The sequence below is a fragment of the Mucilaginibacter gotjawali genome (assembly GCF_002355435.1).
Lineage (GTDB): Bacteria > Bacteroidota > Bacteroidia > Sphingobacteriales > Sphingobacteriaceae > Mucilaginibacter > Mucilaginibacter gotjawali.
The window spans coordinates 2,066,372-2,086,552 of record NZ_AP017313.1 but is presented as its reverse complement, the minus strand read 5'-3'; the positions used below and the strand labels follow the sequence as shown (position 1 = coordinate 2,086,552).

General features: G+C 43.5%; 13 protein-coding genes and 1 pseudogene. 7 read left to right on the top strand and 7 right to left on the bottom strand.

What is annotated here, in order from left to right; genetic code table 11:
• Positions 1-38 precede the first annotated feature (38 nt).
• The 5 genes from MgSA37_RS09595 (at position 39) to MgSA37_RS09570 (ending at position 4,822) form a co-directional block, all read left to right on the top strand.
• Positions 39-1,310 carry an alkaline phosphatase family protein gene (locus MgSA37_RS09595; RefSeq protein ID WP_096351510.1) on the top strand — a complete coding sequence of 424 codons (1,272 nt, stop codon included), beginning with the start codon at positions 39-41 and terminating at the stop codon, positions 1,308-1,310.
• Positions 1,311-1,385: 75 nt separating this feature from the next.
• Entirely contained in the window at positions 1,386-1,910 is a 525-nt protein-coding gene (locus MgSA37_RS28565; RefSeq protein WP_096351509.1) for a hypothetical protein, read from the top strand.
• On the top strand, positions 1,877-2,719 hold the full coding sequence (locus MgSA37_RS09585) for a transposase (protein WP_096351507.1): 843 nt from the start codon (positions 1,877-1,879) through the stop codon (positions 2,717-2,719). The genes MgSA37_RS28565 and MgSA37_RS09585 overlap by 34 nt, the downstream gene beginning before the upstream one ends.
• 17 nt (positions 2,720-2,736) lie before the next feature.
• The gene (locus MgSA37_RS09580; RefSeq protein ID WP_096351506.1) at positions 2,737-4,092 is read left to right on the top strand and encodes an alkaline phosphatase family protein; all 1,356 of its coding nucleotides are present in this window, start codon (positions 2,737-2,739) and stop codon (positions 4,090-4,092) included.
• Between the two features lie 460 nt (positions 4,093-4,552).
• Positions 4,553-4,822, top strand: coding sequence for a hypothetical protein (locus MgSA37_RS09570; RefSeq protein WP_157750516.1), 270 nt, complete (start codon positions 4,553-4,555; stop codon positions 4,820-4,822).
• 260 nt (positions 4,823-5,082) lie between these two features.
• Here MgSA37_RS09570 and MgSA37_RS09565 read toward each other — a convergent pair whose 3' ends face one another.
• Complete coding sequence (locus MgSA37_RS09565; RefSeq protein ID WP_096351501.1) at positions 5,083-5,751, bottom strand: O-methyltransferase; 669 nt, start codon at positions 5,749-5,751, stop codon at positions 5,083-5,085.
• Between the two features lie 574 nt (positions 5,752-6,325).
• Here MgSA37_RS09565 and MgSA37_RS09555 point away from each other — a divergent pair.
• Both MgSA37_RS09555 and MgSA37_RS09550 read left to right on the top strand, forming a co-directional pair.
• Positions 6,326-6,763 (top strand): hypothetical protein, encoded by a 438-nt coding sequence (locus MgSA37_RS09555; RefSeq protein WP_096351498.1) that lies wholly within the window; start codon positions 6,326-6,328, stop codon positions 6,761-6,763.
• 692 nt (positions 6,764-7,455) lie between these two features.
• Positions 7,456-10,158: a bifunctional YncE family protein/alkaline phosphatase family protein gene (locus tag MgSA37_RS09550; protein WP_096351497.1), complete on the top strand. Its 2,703-nt coding sequence runs from the start codon at positions 7,456-7,458 to the stop codon at positions 10,156-10,158.
• A 147-nt stretch (positions 10,159-10,305) separates the two neighbouring features.
• On the opposite strand, the gene MgSA37_RS09545 is transcribed toward MgSA37_RS09550, so the two are convergent.
• The 6 genes and pseudogenes from MgSA37_RS09545 to MgSA37_RS09530 all read right to left on the bottom strand — a co-directional run bounded on the left by MgSA37_RS09545 (position 10,306) and on the right by MgSA37_RS09530 (position 19,995).
• Positions 10,306-11,652 (bottom strand): vanadium-dependent haloperoxidase, encoded by a 1,347-nt coding sequence (locus tag MgSA37_RS09545; RefSeq protein ID WP_096351495.1) that lies wholly within the window; start codon positions 11,650-11,652, stop codon positions 10,306-10,308.
• Positions 11,649-12,794, bottom strand: a complete 1,146-nt coding sequence (locus tag MgSA37_RS28775; protein ID WP_232010875.1) for an FG-GAP repeat domain-containing protein — start codon at positions 12,792-12,794, stop codon at positions 11,649-11,651. Before MgSA37_RS28775 ends, MgSA37_RS09545 begins: the two co-directional genes overlap by 4 nt.
• Positions 12,746-14,332, bottom strand: a complete 1,587-nt coding sequence (locus tag MgSA37_RS28770) for a CRTAC1 family protein (RefSeq protein ID WP_394365401.1) — start codon at positions 14,330-14,332, stop codon at positions 12,746-12,748. Before MgSA37_RS28770 ends, MgSA37_RS28775 begins: the two co-directional genes overlap by 49 nt.
• A gap of 227 nt (positions 14,333-14,559) precedes the next feature.
• Positions 14,560-14,976 (bottom strand): annotated as a pseudogene (locus MgSA37_RS29715) (FG-GAP repeat domain-containing protein); the annotation flags it as partial.
• 98 nt (positions 14,977-15,074) lie between these two features.
• Positions 15,075-16,673, bottom strand: a complete 1,599-nt coding sequence (locus tag MgSA37_RS09535; RefSeq protein ID WP_096351494.1) for a SusD/RagB family nutrient-binding outer membrane lipoprotein — start codon at positions 16,671-16,673, stop codon at positions 15,075-15,077.
• A 4-nt stretch (positions 16,674-16,677) separates the two neighbouring features.
• Positions 16,678-19,995 (bottom strand): SusC/RagA family TonB-linked outer membrane protein, encoded by a 3,318-nt coding sequence (locus MgSA37_RS09530; protein WP_172885306.1) that lies wholly within the window; start codon positions 19,993-19,995, stop codon positions 16,678-16,680.
• Between the last annotated feature and the right edge of the window lie 186 nt (positions 19,996-20,181).

The following is a 20,181-nucleotide window of genomic DNA, read 5'->3' as shown; positions in this document are numbered from 1 at the left end:
CATTAAATACGTTACTCTAATTAAAATACAAAACTATCATGACTGATACCCGCAGAGATTTCCTTAAAAAAGCAGCTTTGTTAACCGGTGCTGCCAGCTTAACCAATATGATCCCGGCCTCTATCCAAAAAGCGATGGCCATTAACGCGCCCGAAGGAAGCACCTACCTCGACGCGGAACATATTGTGATATTGATGCAGGAAAACCGTTCGTTCGACCATACTTTAGGCAGCATGAAAGGCGTTCGCGGGTTTAATGATCCCCGCGCTATCGATATGCCCAATAAAAACAAGGTATGGCTGCAATCCAATAAAAAAGGGGAAACTTACGCGCCGTTTCATCTCGACATCAAAAACACTAAAGCTACCTGGATGGATTCGCTCCCCCACTCGTGGCGCAACCAGGTAAATGCCCGTAACGAAGGCAAATACGATAAGTGGCTGGATAACAAACGCAACGGCAACCCCGAATACGCCGATATGCCTTTAACCTTAGGCTACCATACCCGCGACGACATCCCTTTTTATTATGCCATGGCCGACGCTTTTACCGTTTGCGACCAAAATTTTTGCTCGGCCTTAACCGGTACCAATCCTAACAGGCTCTACTTTTGGACCGGAACCATCCGCGAGGAACAAAATGAAAATTCAAGGGCGCATGTGTGGAACGACGATATGGATTACGGCACCCTGAAGTGGCCCACCTTCCCGGAACGTTTGGAAGAGAGCGGGGTCTCGTGGAAATGTTATCAGAACGAAGTAGCGATAGATACCGGTTTTGAAGGAGAAGAGGACGTTTGGCTATCCAATTTTCAGGATAACGCCCTGGAGTTTTTTGCTCAGTACAAGATATTTTTGCATGAGCCGCATTTGATCGCCCTGGAAAAAAGAGCAGCTGAACTGCCCGGCAAGATCGACGAATTAAAGAAACAAATAGCGGCTTTGCCCGAAGGCGACAAAAGCCTTAAGAAATTAAAACAACAATTAAGGGAAACACAATCCTATTTGGATGGGGTGAATAAAGAACGCGAAACCTGGAAACAGGGCATGTTTGAAAAACTAAGCGACAGGGAAAAAAGCATCCATAAAAAAGCCTTCGACACCAATAAAAACGACCCGGACCACCGCAAGCTGGTCACCCTTAAATATAACGACGATGGTACCGAGCGGGAACTACAAGTTCCTGCCGGCGACGTGTTTCACCAGTTCAGGGAGGATGTAAAAACTGGGAACTTACCTACTGTATCGTGGCTTACGGCCAATGTCATTAAGTTAAGCGATACTCAATTGACTCACATGTTATTAAGTTAGGAAAAAGACAAGCAAAAAAGGATTGCAGCAAGTAGTTTTGAATCGACTAAAACACAAAACACTACTACAACCCTAATGGCCAAGACCGAGATAAAAATAGGAATAAAAATTATTTCCGAACTAAAAAGCTTTGTTTCATTGATAGTACATAATGAAGCTCTACTGAATAATTTCCGAAGATCTCCTGAAGACTTCACTCGAAATAGAAAATTACCTTTTGAACGGCTTGTTTTATTGATAGTTAAGCTTTGCAAAAAGACGCTTAGCATAGAGTTGGAAAAGTTTTTTGAGGAGTTAGGTGCCCCCAATACCTGCTCGGTAAGTGCTTTTACCCAACAACGCATAAAGCTAAAACCATCCTTCTTTTGTCTCTGGAACAGGGTTCTTTGCAGCAGTTTTTACTGTTATGCGGGGTCGGATATAAGGCAATGGAAAGCCTTACGAGTTATTGCAGCAGATGGTTCTAATGTAAGCTTAATAAACACTCCGGTGCTCAACGGCCATTTTGGTGGTGCAAGTAATCAGAATTGCAATTTTGTACAGGCTAAACATTTTACCACTACGACGTGCTCAATCAGCTTGTTCTTTATTCTAAAATAGCGCCTTATCGTTATGGAGAAGTGCCAATGGCCTACGATGCAACAGAAGAATTGGAGGAAGATATGCTGGCTATTTACGACAGAAATTTTTGCAGTTACAAAATGTTCGCCTTACATCTTTGGGCCGAGAAGGAAATTAAATTCGTCATCAGGGGAAAGGATAATCATAGTATGGTACAGGAATTTGTAGCGAGAGGTAAACAAACAGAAGTTATTCATCTATCACCAGGGAAAGCGGCCATAGAAGGATTAAAAGAAAGCGGATTCATCATCACCAGGCAGACATTGCTAAAAGTGAGGCTAGTACGGGTTGAGCTTGAAAAAACAATAGAAGTACTAGTGACAAACTTATGGGCAGAAGACGGTTTTCCCAATAGCGACTTCAAAAAGCTTTACTTCTTGAGATGGGGGGTAGAGACGAATATATCCATTCAAAAGAATATCCTTCAACTAGAAGCTTTCAGCGGATTAACGGTTGAATCCGTTGAACAGGACTTCTATGCTACCGTTTTTACTGCAAATCTACATTCAGTTTTGATAAAAGATGCTCAACAATCAATAGACGAAAACTCAAAAAGTAGAAAATATCCTATGAAAGTTAATAGAAATAAGTCAATCGGTAAGCTTAAGATCAACCTTATCTCTCTTTTTACAGATAATGACGTTGGTCGTATCCTGAATATATTACACGCTCATTTTATAAGAGATATATTACCGGTGAGACCCAACAGATCCTATGAACGAGTCAGGAAAAACAAACAATCTAAAAGCAAACATAGGACGTTTTCAAACTTTAAACCATCTTACTAAATCCTTAACTTAATGACATTGGGCTTACGGCTCCCGAAAATTTTTCGGATCACCCCAGCTCGGCATGGTACGGGGCATGGTATGTATCCGAAGCGCTGGATATCCTTACCCAAAATCCGGAAGTCTGGAAAAAGACCATTTTCATCCTGACTTATGATGAAAATGATGGTTATTTTGATCACGTCCCTCCTTTTGTTGCACCGCATTCGCATAAGCCGGGTACCGGCGCGGTTTCCAAAGGGATTGATACCCGTGTTGAATTTGTAACCCTTGAACAGGAGCTGGAACGCCGTGATTTCCCCGAAAAATTTGATAAAGAAAGTTCCATCGGCCTGGGTTACCGTGTGCCGATGATCATTGCCTCGCCATGGAGCAAGGGCGGTTATGTAAACTCCGAAGTCTTCGACCATACCTCTACCCTACAGTTTTTGGAGGAGTTTTTAAGTAAGAAAACAGGTAAAAAGATCGTGGAACCCAATATCAGCGACTGGCGGCGCACCATCTGCGGCAACCTTACTTCGGTATTCAGGCCGTACAATGGCGAGATTATTGCCAGTCCGGAGTTTGTGAAGAAAGATGAATTTGTTGAAGGCATCCATAAAGCGCAGTTTAAAAAGTTGCCGACAGATTATAAATTGCTGAGCCCTGAAGAGATCGCCCAGATCAACCGCGATCCGCATGCATCGCCCCTTACGCCGAAGCAGGAAAAAGGGATCCGCCCCGCCTGTGCTCTGCCTTACGAGTTATATGCCGATGCAAAGTTAAATGCGGATAAAACGGCTGTGGAGATCCGGTTTAAAGCAGGAAATAAGGTTTTTGGCGACAAGGCCCTGGGCGCGCCTTTTAATGTTTACGCGCCGGGCAGCTATTTAAAACGTAACGAAACTATTTTTGAGCCGGTGCGCACCTGGTCGTACGGCCTTACCGCCGGCGACGGCATAGCCGACAGTTGGCCGCTGAATGAGTTTGAGGACAAAAGTTATCACCTGCGGGTTTACGGCCCCAATGGCTTTTACCGCGAGTTTAAGGGAAATGCCCAAAACCCGCACATCACTGCGGATTTTGATTACCAGCGCAGCCTCACCAGCAGCAGCAAACTTACCGGTAACGTGGAAATTTTGCTTGCCAACTTATCGGCAAAGCCTGTTGAAATTGAGGTCATTGATCATGCTTATAAAAGCGGCACCCGAAAGAAGATAATACCGGCATCGGGGAAAACTACTGTAGTGCTGAGCCTGGAGAAAAGCTTTGGATGGTATGATTTCAGTGTGAAGGTTGCAGGGCATGATCATTTTGAACAAAGGTATGCAGGCAGGGTTGAAACCGGGAAAACCCGTTTTAGTGATCCGTTTATGGGGAAGGTTGAAGTGTAAGTAATAAATCTGAGGGGCGGCATATTGGCAAACGCCTCGCAATAGCAAGATTTGTCATTCTTCGCCTTTGTTGGTGTTTTCACCAACAAACGGGGACATTGCACATTTGATGCCACTCGGTGCAGTATCCGCGATGAGCATTTTGGTTTCATTCTGAGCCGCTGCCGCTCAATTGCCGCGGGGGCTGTTACTTTTTGTCTTGATACAAAAAGTAACCAAAAAAATCAAGACAGAAAAAAGCTTCAGCGCTGCAGGCCAGACGCCCGGCCCGCTTTTCTGTCAGGCCTTTGCCCGCTTTTCATTTTTCTTTAATTCTAAAAACATTTCGCAAAAGTGGATTTCTTTTCCTCCCGTCAGCAGATAAGCTTCGGGAGAAAGCCGGAAAAACTGCTGGCCTTGTGTGGTGAAATTATTGAGAGGGGGTCGTGCCGCGCAGGCCTGGTTAGCAGGCTATCTTACTATGAGCATTTTGGTTTCACTCTTAACCGCTGCCGCTCAATTGCCACAGGGGCTAGTCCTTTTTTGTCTTGATACAAAAAAGGACCAAAAAAATCAAGACAGAAAAAAGCTTCAGCGCTGCGGGCCAGACTCCCTGGCCCGCTTTTCTGTCAGGCCTTTGCCCGCTTTTCATTTTTCTTTAATTCTAGAAACGGATCTCAAAAGGAGATTTTTTTCTTCCCCGTCAGCAGATAAGCTTCGGGAGAAAGCCGGAAAAACTGCTGGCCTGTGAAGTGGGTTGGGGCATAGCAAATTTTTGCATGCAAGGTAATGAAGCAACAGGGTAGCCCCGCAAAAAGATTGCAGCCCCCGCAGTTTTTCCGGCTTTGTGCGCAAAGGCCCTTGGCGGCAAAGAAGCCTATCTGCTGACTTGATCTTTTGGTTACTTTTGGATCAAGCCAAAAGTAACAGCCTCCGCGGCAATTGAGCGGAGGAGCGTCTCCGGATGAAAGCAAACGCAGAGGGTTTCAATGAAAAAATACTGTGTTGATACTATGAATTTACCACTGCTATTGCCATACCATCATGCTCCTTCGTCCCGATGGTTTGAAAAATAGTTGCAGAAACGCGCTTGTTTTCGGCCAGGGCTTTGTTAAATCTTTTTACACCGATGACGCGTTCATCGGTACAGTTATCATCCAGCACCAGCCCTTCGCGGATCACGTTATCGGCAATAATTACCGTGCCCGGTTTGGACAGTTTTAGCGCCCATTCAAAATATTCGGCATAGGGTTGTTTATCGGCGTCGATAAAGATCATGTCGAATGGCTCTTCGCCGCCGGCTACCAGTTGGGGCAGCAGCTCCAGCGCGGGGCCTACCTTTATTTCAACAATTTCGTCCAAACCTGCTTTGATGATATTTTGCAGGGCCACATCGGCGTGAGCCTGCTCCAGTTCCAGCGTGAGCAGGTAGCCGTCGTAAGGCAGCGCCCGGCCGAGCCAGATGGTGCTGTAACCACCCAAAGTGCCCAGCTCCAATATCCTTTTTGCGCCATTCATCCTGGCGATCAGCTGCAAAAATTTACCCTGGTTGGCCGATACGCTGATGGCCGGAATATTGGCTTCCTCCATCGATTTGATGGCGCCTTTTAACACATCATCTTCATAACCAAAAAGGTCGCTGATGTATTTATCTACAGATTCAAAAAGTTCCTGGTTCATGAGATAAAATTAGGATTTAAAAATTGGAATTGTCAAGAAGAAAAGGATTTATACGGCTACCTGTCGGTGGAGACCAGTTCCCTATCCGCTTTTGCCTATGCATAAACTAGCGCCTGAATCAGTTTTTTCATTTAACTTCATGCATCGCTTATTTTCCCACTGACATTGTATCTTGGCATCACTTTATGAAAACAAATAAAACTCAACGTAATATTAAACATCTTAATGAGTTGAAAGAACGGTTTCAACATTTAAGCACAGAGATTATTGCAACAAGGTTGACAAATTTCAATAAGACAAATGACATTGTCATCGCGTATAAACAAATATTAAAAGAAAGAGGTGTTTACGATTATTTAACTGTTTTAAGTTAGGCAAACCTCCTCTGTCTTTCCATGAATACTACCTTGCCGCACAACAATTTAAGCATACTACTTAAAAAATAAATGATTTTTAGCGGGCGGGGGATTCGTCCTGCTATACAACGTTGTTACGCCTAGCCTGCTCCACGGCGGGCGGGTGATGATTGTATTTCTGCAACGTGAACATTATATTTGATTTATTTTTATATTAAATGAAACCTACAACCTTTGGCTTTAGCAAGTTCGTTGCATGGTCGGGTACTATGCTTTTTTCTGGCTTACTCGTGTTCATATTATACATCGGCATCTCCTTTCTTAACACAACGGAAGAGTGGCTGTATCTATGCGTTCCCCTGATATTAATTTTGGCGAGTTTAATTGCCTTTGTTAAATGGTGTTTTATCCCTATGCTTCAAGGTCGAATTACCTTAGAACTCGACGAAGAAAAATTGCAACACTATCTGTCGGGAACAACTATTTATTGGAAAGATGTAGTAGAGATTTCAAAAGATTATGGGCGATACTATTCTGCCATAACCTTTGCGATGGTTGATGGAACCGATGATTTAAATATATCCACAAAATGGATTGACGGCAGCACAGCCTCGATATGTAATAAGATGCAGGAGTACTTTGCCAGGACTCTTTGAGTAAATAAAAAATTTTACCCGGCACTTACGGCATTCGCCCTGCTATGCAATATTCATGCACCGAACCTATGCGTCCAGCCCTTACTGAATTTTCCGCATGTGCCGGCTAATATCGTTTTTTAAGGTTCCGCCCGGCATTTTGGTTATACGAGGCCGTAGTGCCGGTAAAACTACTGACAAGATTTTGTCAGTGACAAAATCTTGTCAGTAGTTAAAATATTGATATTCAGTTTTATAGCGCTTTGTAGCAGATTGTAGCACTTGTAGCGCACGCTACAAAATGAGCGGATCCACAGTGAAATAACGATTGGTAAAAAATGTATCTGTGTTAAGTAAACCACATTGCCTGTTTCTGTTCTTCAGCCCTGAAAGGGCAAAATACGTTAACGATGGGTATAGCCCATCGCACCACCATGCAACCCATGCACATAACAAAAAGGCAATCCGATATTTCGCCCTTTCAGGGCTTCAAAATAATTTCTCCATTATTCGGGTCATAGGCCTTCGAACTATGCTGGGGTATTATCGCCCTTTCAGCATAGGCCTTCGACCTATGCTGGGGTATTGTCGCCCTTTCAGGGCTAAAAAGTATTCTCGGCCTGTTCAGGCATGTTGTGTCCTGAAGTAACAAATTGATAGGCGAACATCATCAGTTAACACTAAAGTTTTATCTTTAACGCATTCTGTATAGTATGAAAACAAACCCATTTTCGGCCCTTGGTGCTGTTTTACTGGCTGCGTGTATTGTCGCCTGCAGCCCGGCCAAAAAGAACGGCTTATCCGGCGACCAGGAGCAAACCAATATGCACAGCGCTTATGACGACAGCACTTTAACCAATAAAATACTGCCGGTAATGATGCCCTATAACCGGCTGATTGATCCGGCGGGCAAGGTAGTCCGCTTTGGCGACCCGAAGGTAGAAAACCATAGCCTGGATGTTAAGCTGATCCCGCAGACAACGGTATTAGCCGTGGAAGACCGTTACGGCATTACCCTGATTGATACCACACAAAACAAGGTAATTGCCAAATGGACCTATACCGATGACAAGCAATATAAAGGGCTGATGAGCACCTATTCGGGCATAAAAACCTGGACAACGGGCACAGAAACCCAGATCTTCTGGAGCGCGGCCAACGGGGATAACCATCAATCGTACGTGATGCAGGCCGTATGGGAAGGCAAGAAGATCAGCATTAAAAATGCCTTCGCCTTTAAGCCTGCCGCGCCCTCACCCCTGGCCCTGCCTAATGAGCTGCTGATCCGTACCGAAAATTATAAGGACTACCTGTATGTGGTATTAAACGGCAATAACCAGATCGTAAAAATCAACCTGAGCACAAATAATACCGTATGGACCAAACCTACCGGGGTTGCCCCTTATGGCATTGCACCGGTTGGCAACCAACTGTTCATCACCAACTGGGGCGGCCCTATGCCAACAGACACGGCGGGTAAAGAAACCGCTGGCGTACCCTACGGCAGCACTTATACCGACCCAAAAACCGGCGCCACCGCTACCGGCAGTGTACAAGTTATTGACCCGGCTACCGGGGACATGGTGAAAGAAATTGCGGTTGGCCTGCACCCGAATGTGATCATCCCATCCAAAGACGGTCGCTTTTTATATGTGGCCAATGCCAATAGCGATAATGTTTCGGTGATATCGGTTGCCGCATTGCAGGTAGTGGAAAATATCCCGGTTCGGTTGATCCCCGGGCAAAAAGGCTATATCGGCGATTCGCCCAATGCACTTGCCATCAATGCCTACGGAACCACACTTTATGTGGCCAACGGGCTTGATAATGCGGTAGCGGTAATTAAACTGGGGGCTAATTCATCGGTAAAAGGCTCGGGAAAAACTACAATCAAAGGCTTTATACCAACTGAAGCCTATCCCGGCGGACTGCTGGTTGATGGGAACACCTTGTTTGTAACCAACCTGGAGGGCGAAGGCTCGCGGGTAAGCACAAAGGAATTTAAAGCGAAGGATGTACCGGCTGATGTAACGGCTTATAACTCGCATCATGAACTGGCTACCGTATCCATTATCCCTATCCCCGGCCAGGCGCTTTTGAAGCAATATACCGACAAGGTAAAAGCGCTCAACTTAACTTTCAGGGAAGAAATAGCCCAACTGGTGCCGCGCAAAAACATCACCCCAAAACCTATTCCCGAACGCATTGGCGAGCCATCGGTATTTAAGCATGTACTTTACATCATTAAAGAAAACCGCACCTACGACCAGGTTTTAGGCGATATGACGCAGGGAAATGGGGCGCCGTCGTTATGTATTTATGGCGATAGCATTACGCCTAACCAGCACCAACTGGCTAAAAACTTTTTGTTGCTGGATAACTATTATGCATCGGGAAAATGTTCGGCAGAAGGGCACCAATGGACGGATGCCGCTATGGTGACAGATTATGTTGAAAAGAATGTCAGGGCCTGGTTCCGCAGCTACCCGCACGTGCAGGAAGACGCGCTGGTTTATGATGCCAATGGCTTTATCTGGAACAATGCGGCAGACCATGGCAAGACGGTCAGGATTTACGGCGAGGCGTCGAAACCCAATTATGATGAAAGCTTAACCTGGTCAAATATTTACGCCAATTACCAGGCTGGTTTGCCTTTTAAGTTTTATAACACCAGCACTATTTCGCGGGTGAGGCCGATACTGTCGCAAAACTACCCCGGCTCTGATGAACTGAAAATCACTGACCAGATCAGGGCATCGGCCTTCATAAAAGAATTGAAGGAATACGAGCAAAAACCCGGCGACGAACTGCCTGAACTAATGGTAATGGCCCTCTCGCTCGACCATACTGAAGGCACACGCCCCGGCTTCCCAAAGCCGGAAGCTATGGTGGCCGACAATGACCTTGCCCTCGGCCGGATCATCGAAGCCGTTACCAAAAGCAAGTTCTGGAAAAACACCGTGATCTTTGTAACCGAAGATGATTCACAAGCGGGCTGGGACCATGTATCGGCGTATCGCACCACAGGGTTTGTCGTTAGCCCATATAGTCGTTTGCAAAAAACAGTATCGACAAATTATAATCAAACCTGTGTGGTGCGGTCAATTGAACAAATTTTGGGTATACCGCCGATGAATATAATTGATGCGACTGCCCTGCCCATGTTTAATTGTTTTACTGACCAGCCATCAAATTTCACCTACCAGGCGGTGCCCAATCACATCGCGCTCGATCAAATCAACCCAAAACTTGCAGTGCTTAATGGGAAAGCGCTCTATTTTGCCAGGGCATCGTTAAGGCCGGAGTTTGATCATGTTGATGGTGGCAAAGATGACCTGCTCAACCGTATTTTATGGTATGCAGCTAAAGGCAAACAGGCTTACCCTGCGAGACTAACCGGCAAGGATGATGATTGACATCAAACGAAGATTTTTTGGGTTGAAAGAAATATTTCAACATAAATAAGGAAGTCCCGGCACAACCGGGACCGCTCCTCAACTAAGCCCCTGACTACCTCACCGCCCAAAGCTTTTTTGTGACCAATGGTTACTTTACTTTCAGAATTACCTTGCTGATTGAGGCAGGATACCTGCTTTTTTAATTTTTGAGATAATATCCGCGGCAACCATTTTGCCTTCCACTACGCCGCTGTCTATACTTTCCATATAATGAATGCCGCCGTAAAACCTGGAAATGGACGCTTCGTCTGCTGCCTGCCTGAAAGATTTAAAAGCCCGTTGTCCGCTTCCAAACGGAATCTCGGTATCGTCGTTATAAGCAAAATTATCACCAAAAAAATAGGTGAGCAATTCGGCAGAGGCATTTGAAACAACGGAGTGCCCGCTGGTGTATTCAGGGAAAGGCGGCGTTTGTAAAACCGGTCGCCAGTTTACATCGATATACTTGTTAATAAATGTCTCGGGCCGGATGCGGTTGCTGCGATATTTTTCGTCCCAGCAACTGATAAAAGCATCGTTGAGGGTACACCCTTCTATGGTTAATATCATTACCGAGCGGTCGAAACTTAAGCGGGCCTGCTTGCAGGCCAGGCCAGTGATGTACATCCAATGCCCGCCGGGACTTATCTTTTTATAGCCGATCATCATGTGGCCCGAACTGGTAATAGCAAAGGGGTTGCAATCCCAAAAAAGCGCTATATCAATTTGCTCGGTGGTTAAATGTTTGGAGATGTCGTAAACATCCTTGGCGTGCGCATAGAACGTGGATGTGCTATCCTTGCTGAAAGGAGTTAACCCTGTAGGTTTAAATTGTCCGGCAGAATCAATGATCATTGTGCGAACGGTTTTCCAGTTTGGCTCAACGGCTTCAAAATAACCCGGAGGCGTGGGGTACCAGTAAGCATCGCCCTTTAACGGCGTGTACCTTTTAAGCGTGCTGAGTTTATTATAGTGATCCATTTTTGAAAAATTAACGGTGGCTACTGTAGCTAGTTTTGCCGCTTTTACCGAGTTATCAATAACCGCCTGAGCCATCCCCGTTTTTTGCAACAGATCAATAAAATTATCTTCGTCATCTTTAAGCATGAAACCGGAGGGAAGCAATTGCCTTGCGGTTTCCAGGATGCTGTAATAAGCAGCAACGCGGTAGTCATATTTATAACTTACCGAATCTAACCCGCCGTCGGGCTTATAACTTTTCAGTAAACTTTGCATCTCCGGGATAGTTTTATCATGTTGCCGAACGATATTATAGGCCCCCATCATACAATAGGCGTAATATCGTGCCGCTGCCGGCGGACTCGCCACATCATGGATCATTACCATCGTTACCGCATTAATGGCATGGTCGGGCTGTAAATAATCAGCGAAAGGCTTTTCCTGCTGAGCAAAACAACAATGAGCAACCGGCAAAAAAAACAGGTAAATAAGTTTCTTTAAATATTTCATCATTCTTTATAAAAAAGCAGCGGAGCGTCGCTTAAACCGATCAGCAAATAAGGAATATTATTGATATTTATTTCGACAGAGGATTTAACATCGCCGATAACCGACAAACCGGATGAAGGCTGACTAACATATTCAAATCCGCCTTTACCATCGCCCTTTAACAAGCAACCATAATTAGCATCCATACTGCCCAGTTTAAGCCGGTTGTCCGAGTGGTTACCTAATAAAAGGATATCCATATGCCCGTCGTGATCAAAATCACCTATCAATATCTGCGTTACCGGGGAAAACTGCGCCTCGACGGGTAATGGGGTCGCGATAAACTTGCCGTTTTGATTGATAAACAGTGTAGTCTTCGTTTCATTGGCCACTAATTTCCCCGCTTTGCTTAACTCGTCAGGACTAAAAATATCATTAATAGTTGCATCAGCATAAGCCTTGTACGACGAAAACTTCCGGCGCATGGAATACATCTGCTCGTTTAATTCGTCGCGGCTTACAAAAGGGTAACTTCTCCCCTGCACATAAAAATTAAAAAATGGATCGATTGAGCCGTTGTTATCAAAGTCGGCAAAATACAATTCGGCGGGTTCCTTGTCTGATGCATGTATCTGGGAGTTGAGCCCCAGGTTACCGGCGATTAAATCAGGTTTACCATCACCATTTACATCAGCAACAGCCAGCTTAAACCAAAATCCTTTTTGCGGGGTATCAAAATAATCGCTCGTTTTATCCTTAAAACCTTCGGGGGTATTTATAAATATGGTGATGGGCATAAATTCACCGCAAAGCACCAGGTCTTTTCGTCCATCATTATTCAGGTCGATCCATTGGGCATCGGTTACCATGCCTAATTTACCGAAAGAAGTACTATCAACTTTAAAATGCCCCTTTCCGTCATTAATTAATAAATAGCTATTTGGAGCCAGCGGGTATTTACCGGGGATTACCCTGCCACCTACAAAAAGATCAATATCGCCATCCCCGTCAAAGTCACAGGGTTTTACACATGATTTGCTGCAGGCATTAAGCACAGGTAACGCACCGGGTGATAATATAAAATCACCTTTGCCATTGTTCAGGTATAATTCATCCTTTAGTTCGGGGGTATTGGGTTCATAGAGCGAATAACCGCCTTTTGCAATATAGAGGTCGGGATAACCATCACCATTGGCATCAAAAAAACAGCGGCTGCGGTTGTGCCGATATTTTCCGTACTTCCCCTAACGATGCTGCCTTCACGAAATTTACCGCCGGGCTGTTGAAGATAAATTTTACCGGGGCTATCCTGCGTACCGCTTACAAACAAGTCTTCCAGTCTGTCTTTATTCACATCAGCTTTTGCAATTACCGGCGCTGTTTTTGAATACATAAACAGCATCAGCAATTGGCGTTTAAAATCATTCAGCGTTATTTCATCGGGCTTAAAATCAATAACAGGGTCCGCATGTTTGAATACCGGTTTATTAACGGCTACTGCGGGCGTATACGGTTTCAAAGCGCTTTGATAAGCAATGTTTAATAACTGGTTTGCGTTAACCGACGCCATGGTTTGGGTGGTTTGATCGGGCCAGATAATCCTGACAGAGTCAACTGTTTTATTATCACCTAACCCAAAATTCAATGTAGTTGAAACACATGACAAATAGCCCCGGTTAGGATTTACTTCCTGGTATTGCATATTGCCAGGTATGTAAACATAAACCTTTGCCCCTATCGCATTTGTGTTTTTACCTGTCCCTTTCAATTTAACAGCGAGGTAATTGGTATTGTTATTTTCACGGCTCATGTTCTGGTAAATAGAAGCCGGTTGATTGATGTTATTGATGACAAGATCCAGGTCGCCGTCATTATCCAGGTCAGCATAAACCGCTCCGCTGGATACGCCGGGCTGACTCAGGCCCCACTCCACCTGTTTGTTGGTAAAGGTTAGGTTATGATTATTACGAAAAATATAGTGCGGTATAGATGTTGATGGCATGGCGTTAACCAGGTCCATCAACCTGAATGGTTCAGCAGCCATTGCCTTTTTTATTTTATAATCGCCCCAATAGCGCAAAAAATCTTTATTCGTGTAATCTCTTAAATACCCGTTGCTGACAAAAATGTCTTTATAGCCATCGTTATCAAAATCAGCAATGAGCGGGCACCAGCTCCAGTCGGTATTGGATACCCCGGCTAATTGCCCTATTTCGCTGAATGTGCCGTCGCCATTATTCAGCTGCAGCATATTACGCATATATTGTTTATACAAGCCCTGGTTTTGCATCAATGCAAATGACTCATAGTTTTCTTCCAGTTGAAGTGATTTTTGCCGGTGATTATCTTCCGGCAACATATCCAATGATAAAATATCATTGAGGCCGTCGTTATTGAAATCGGCGATGTCAACACCCATCGAAAAATGCGACATATGCCGCAGCATCTGCTGCGATTTTTCGGTAAAAGTCCCGTCGTGATTATTGATATATAAATAATCTGGTTCGTTATAGTCGTTGGTTACATAAATGTCAGGCCATCCGTCATTATTAATATCGGCAATAGCAACGCCAAGGCCAAAAGTGAGCGGATTTTGAACAATACCGGCTGTTTTTGATACGTCGGTAAAATGGCCGTTATCATTCCTGAAAAGTTTATTGCTTGCAAGCTCGTCAGTCTGGCTTTTATACCGGGCAAGCTCCATGTTATCAATCTTTTTGACGTTGTGGTCCAGCAGGAACATGTCAAGATCGCCGTCGCCATCAAAATCAAAAAAACAGCCTGCGTGCCATAACCGGGGTCATCAAGCCCATAGGCCTTAGCTTCTTCTTTAAAATGCGGGACGCCGTTTTTATCTGATCCCAGGTTAATAAACAATTGATTCCGGCGGGTTGCCTCATCAACTTTCCCGGAGTAGCAAATGTATATATCAAGTAATCCATCGCCATTAACGTCCGCCATGGTTACCCCGGTTTTCCACCCGCCTGATCTTCCTTCCAATTCGGGACAGGCCTCTTTTGTAATGTCCTTAAACTTCATGTGCCCCAGGTTCAAATACAGCTTATTTGAGCCCATATTGCCGGTGAACATTAAATCCTGCAGGCCATCATCATTTATATCACCTACAGCTACGCCCCCGCCGTTGTAAAAATATTCATAAGATAAAACGTTGAGTGATTCCGTCTCATCAATATCATTACTAAATTTAATATTGGTTTCTTTTGGGGATAAAAGTTTGAATAATGGTTGTTGTGCAGCAGCACCGCAATTAATAAAACAAACAAACGCCAGTGCAATACTGTAATATCGTTTTGGGGTTTTAACGGATATGGAATTAATACGGAGCATTAGGGAAATGTGAAAAAACCCAGAGTGATTAAAATTATTAAATAACTAAAGAGAGACTTTTATAAATCCCCCTTTAGTTATTAATACATTATTGAAAATTATTTATCCCACCATACTCTGGAGCTGAATTGATCACCTCCGGTAATTTTGCCAACAGCAGCAGCATAGTTAACGCCGTTTGTTGCAGGCAATGTAACGGGATACTCCATTCTTCGCGGTATAACCGTACTAAATTGTGACGGATAAACAACAGGAGTTAAAACAGGGTACCCGGATCTCCTCCAGTTGGCCCAAGTTTCATTAAAGTTAAAGCTTGTGGATGTTTCAACAAAATACTCCATATTTATTTGTTCCAGCGCTGTTGCTGCCACTAATGGATGCGCTGCTACATAAGCGGCAATATCCGATGCGGCAACCACAGCAGTAGGAGTAGCATTTAGTTGAGCCAATTCAGCCATATCGGCGGTTAAAGCATTTGCATAATGCGTAGCTGCAACGCCGGTATTCCAACCTCTGCTGGCTGCTTCGGCAAATAACAATTCCGATTCGCCATAGGTTAACAACATATTTACCCCGTTACGATCACCATAAACGGCAAAACGAGGGCGGGAATATTTTCCATCAGGAGCAGGAGCATCGCCTGAAACCGATGGATCAGCAGGGCTCACGCCCGGATAGTTTGGCGCTTTGGAAATATCAGTCGCTCCGCCATTCAAATCGTATCCGTTTGGCATGCCTATTTGCAGTGAAGCAGTGCTGATGCCCGGCGCTTCAGTTTGATTGGCTGTTTTTCCTGTACCTGCTGAAATTTCAGCTACAGCGCTGATGCGTGGGTCATTTGTTGATTGCATATAGCTAATCAAAGAATTAGACCAGCGAACTTCCCTGAAATCATCGGTTACCAATAAAGCAGCAGCATTGCTGTTACCGTTACCATTTCCATTGTCTGCCTGAACTTTGGCATCGTCGGCTATTGAAGCCATTGCACCTCCGGAATATGCCATTTCAGCATATTTTTGAGCAGTAGTAGGATCAACTTTTGTTAAACGCATTGCAACTTTAAGCATTAGTGAATATCCAAGTTTCTTCCATTGTGTAATATTACCTTTATAGAAAAGATCGGACGTTGGGCCTGGTTTAGAAGCATCCAAAGCCGCTGTAGCAGTGGCCAAAGTGCTTAGCATAGATGTATAAATACTTTGCTGTGTGTCAAAAACCGGCTGAGTTATGCCACTTTTAGCCTGCAATGCCTGTGAGTAGGGAATATCACCGTAAGCATCGGTAACACGCTGCAACATCATCACCAATAAAATACTTCCGCAATTATCAAGGTTGCTATATGCTGCATTGCCTTTAACAAGGTTTTTCATTTCATATACCAGGGTAGCGGCGCCGTAGCTGGTATTCCAGGTACGCGATTTATAATCCTGTGCACTGCCGCGGTATACGTATTTATCACCGTTTCCATAATAATCGTAAGTGGATGCTAATGATTGAGACCACATGCTCTGATATAACAATTGATCATACCCTGTATTAGAAAATTGAATTTGTGCCTGGGCCATCAAAAAGTTAGGGTTAAACAATTCCGCACTTACTTTAGTTGGGTCGGTATTTATTTGATCGAAGTTTTTAGTACAACCTGTTATAAATGTCGCACCAAAAAGCAGAAAACTATATATAAGTCGTTTTTTCATTGCGTTATTTTTTAAATTTGAAGTTTACATTAAACCCATATGTCCTTACGGCAGGTACACTTGTACCTTCGATACCAGCATAATTTATACCGGGAGCAAAATTTGACTCAGGATCAATGTTGTTTGTGTGTTTCATAATAGTCCATAAATTCCGGCCTACTAACGAGAATGTTATAGAATTAAATGGTGTTCCGTTCAGTAATTCGTGCGGGAAAGTATATCCGAAACTTACCTGGCGAAGTTTGATGAAACTACCATCCAGAACATTCAATGCAGAGATATTACGTGCTAAATTCTGATAATAAGTTTCTGCAGGTACGTTTACAGTATTTGGAGAGCCCGATTCGGTTACGCCAACACCCACAACACCTGATTCACGACCAACAAGGGTCATTTTATCTAAACCACGATAAATTGCGTAATAGTTAGTGGCAGATAATACCTTATTACCGAAACGGTAATCAGCCAGGAACGATAAACTAAGACGCTTGTAGTTAAATTCGTTATTTAAACCACCATAAATTTTCGGTATTACACTTCCCATTGGTATACGGCCAGTCGATTCTGCGTTACCTGTTGCATCAAATATAATATTACCACTTGCGTCCCGTTTATAGTCATTCGCCATAATTTGCGGACCGGGCAAGCCTACCACGAAAGCAGTTGTCGCATTTAACGGACGATAGGTTCCCAGGCCAACATTGGTATTCGATTGGTCGGTTGATAATATTTTATTTTTAACGTACGTAAAGTTGAATGAAGGTGTCCAGCTAAAATCCTTTGATTTGAATGGGGTACCATGTACTTCAATTTCTATACCTCTGTTTTGGGTTGATGCTGTTGGCACATAAGCATTCCAGTATCCGGTTGAGATATCAATATTTCCGTCCAGGATCTCGTTTTTGGATTTTTTAGCAAAGTATGCTACGTCAAATCCAAAACGGTCATTCCAAAACTTCATTTCGGTACCAATTTCAAATTCACCAAGTGTATATGGTTTTAAAAACAAATTTGGCAACTGAGTGCTCATGCTGCCAGAATTTGTGCCATTAATTGAATTGGCTACGCTATAGTACACCTGGTTTTGGAATGGTGGTGCACCTGCGCTGGTTTTAGCATATGAAGCGCGGATCTTACCAAAATCAAGGCCATTGATGTGCAACAAATCAGAAAAAATAAAGCTTGCGGAAACCGATGGCGTAAATATACCGGGGCCTACACTGCTTCTGATACTGCTGTAATAATCATAACGACCGGTAGTACCAATAACCAAAAAGTCTTTTATAGAAAAATCAGCAGTATAATAAGCCGAATTGACTTGTTGTTTTGTTGGCTGAACATTTCCGGCGCTTCTGGTTTGACCATTGGACAAGTCATAAAAATACGGTATAATAAAATTATTTGCATTGATATAAGTGCCTTCATAATCGCTTTTACGAATGTTCCCACCTGCAGAAAAATCAAGGTTCAGGAAATTCTTAACCAGATCGTGTTTTATACCGGCTAATACATCCGCATTAAACTCAGTAATGATGGTATTTTGCACCTGCATATTACCATTGTTCCCCGAGTTGTAAGCGGTACCTGTAGGTGTAATTGATAAGCGGTTATCATGAATATCATCATATCCCACCCTACCCTGAAGATATGCCCAGGGAGTAAAGCTATATTTTGCTGATAATGAAGATATTAAACGTTCACGTTGTGTATTGGTGACAAACTTATAGGCAGCAAAATAAGGGTTAGTTACATAAATATCATTGGTAAACGATGTTTCATTACCATTTGAATCATATCCGGGCTTTAAGATACTCTGGGCTTCGTTAGGCGCTAAAAACTGTACGTTGTTAGGATTACCTGGTCCATCACTCAAGCCTGAACGGTTCTTTTCGTTATCGATGATGTAATTGGCAATAAGGTTTACATCCAGGTTTTTTATAACGGTTTGCGATCCGTTAAAGTTAAATGTCTTCCTGTCAAGTCCACTGTTTGGTGTAATAGCGTTATTGTTCAGATCTGACAATGATAACCTGAAAGCACCTGTCTCATTACCACCTGTAAATGCAACAGTATTGGTGAATGTGCCACCAACTTTGTAAAACTTAGTGTAGTCATCACTGGTTTTTGAGTAGGCATAGCTTTTACCATCAAATTGTATTACTGATGAGCCATCGAGTTTTGCACCCCATGCTAAACTACCGGTACTAAGGGCTTCAGCAACACTTGAAGGCTTTGTACCATTTTCGCCCTGGCCATAAGTGGTCTGAAAATCTGTATTATCAACTACTTTATCAAACTGATAGTTGGTATTATATTCAACACCAAAACCTGAGTTTTTCTTACCCGATTTAGTTGTTATTAAAATAACACCATTAACCGCTCTCGTACCATAAAGCGCCGAGGCTGATTGCCCCTTTAGAACAGTCATTGTTTCAATGTCGTCGGGGTTGATATTGGCAATACCATCGCCATAATCAGCACCGCCCCATTCGCCTGACTGACCTCTTTGCGTGTTATCCATCGGAACGCCGTTGATTACAAAAAGTGGAGGGCCAGCAGTAAGGCTGGTTACACCGCGCAATAAGATTCGCGCTGATGACCCTGCGCCACCGTTGGTTCCGCTGATGCTTAAACCGGCAACGCGGCCTTCTAATGAATAAGCAACGTTACTTTCTTTGGCTTTATCTAACAGGTCGCCGCCAACAGTGGTAACTGAGTAACCCAGTTTCTTTTCGTCCTTTTTGATACCAAGAGCCGTAACTACAACTTCACTTAAGCCTTTGCTTGAAGGAACAAGCGAAACGGTAACAGACGTTTTTCCGCCTACTGCTACTTCCTGTGCCTGGTACCCTATAAATGAAAACACCAGGATGGCATTATCAGGTACATTGATGGAAAAAGCACCGTTGATGTCAGAAGTGGTGCCGAAGGTGGTCCCTTTCAGTTTGATTGTTACTCCCGGCAAAGGCTCTCCCTTTTCATCGGTTACTTTACCACTTACAACTTTGTTGCTTACCACCTCATTTTTAGTAGTAATAACAATTAAGTTGTTATCAAGCTGTACATAAGTAAACCCTGTATTAGCCAATAAACGGTTAAGCACTTCAGTTACATTCTCATTTTCAACGTTGATCGATAAATTCTTTGTTACAGGTATTTTGCGTTCGCTTAATACAAAATGATAGTTGGTTTGTTTTTGAATAACAGAAATCACTTTCATAAAATCGGCAGATTTTAAATTGATAGTGACTTTTTGTTGAGAATAAACATTTGCTACTGATTGCAGGCTAAATGCTACTATTAAAATAAGTGTTAATTTCATTATTAATATGGACTTATATAGCCAATATTTATCCTTAACACCCTTTAGGTGTTTAAAATATTTCATACTTTTACTTAATTAAAGGTGACTGATTAAATAGCCATTTTCTGTTCCAGAGAATTTGGCGTGATTAACTAACGGATGTTCATCTTTTGCGGGGGTTACCATTGGTAATTCCCGCTTTTT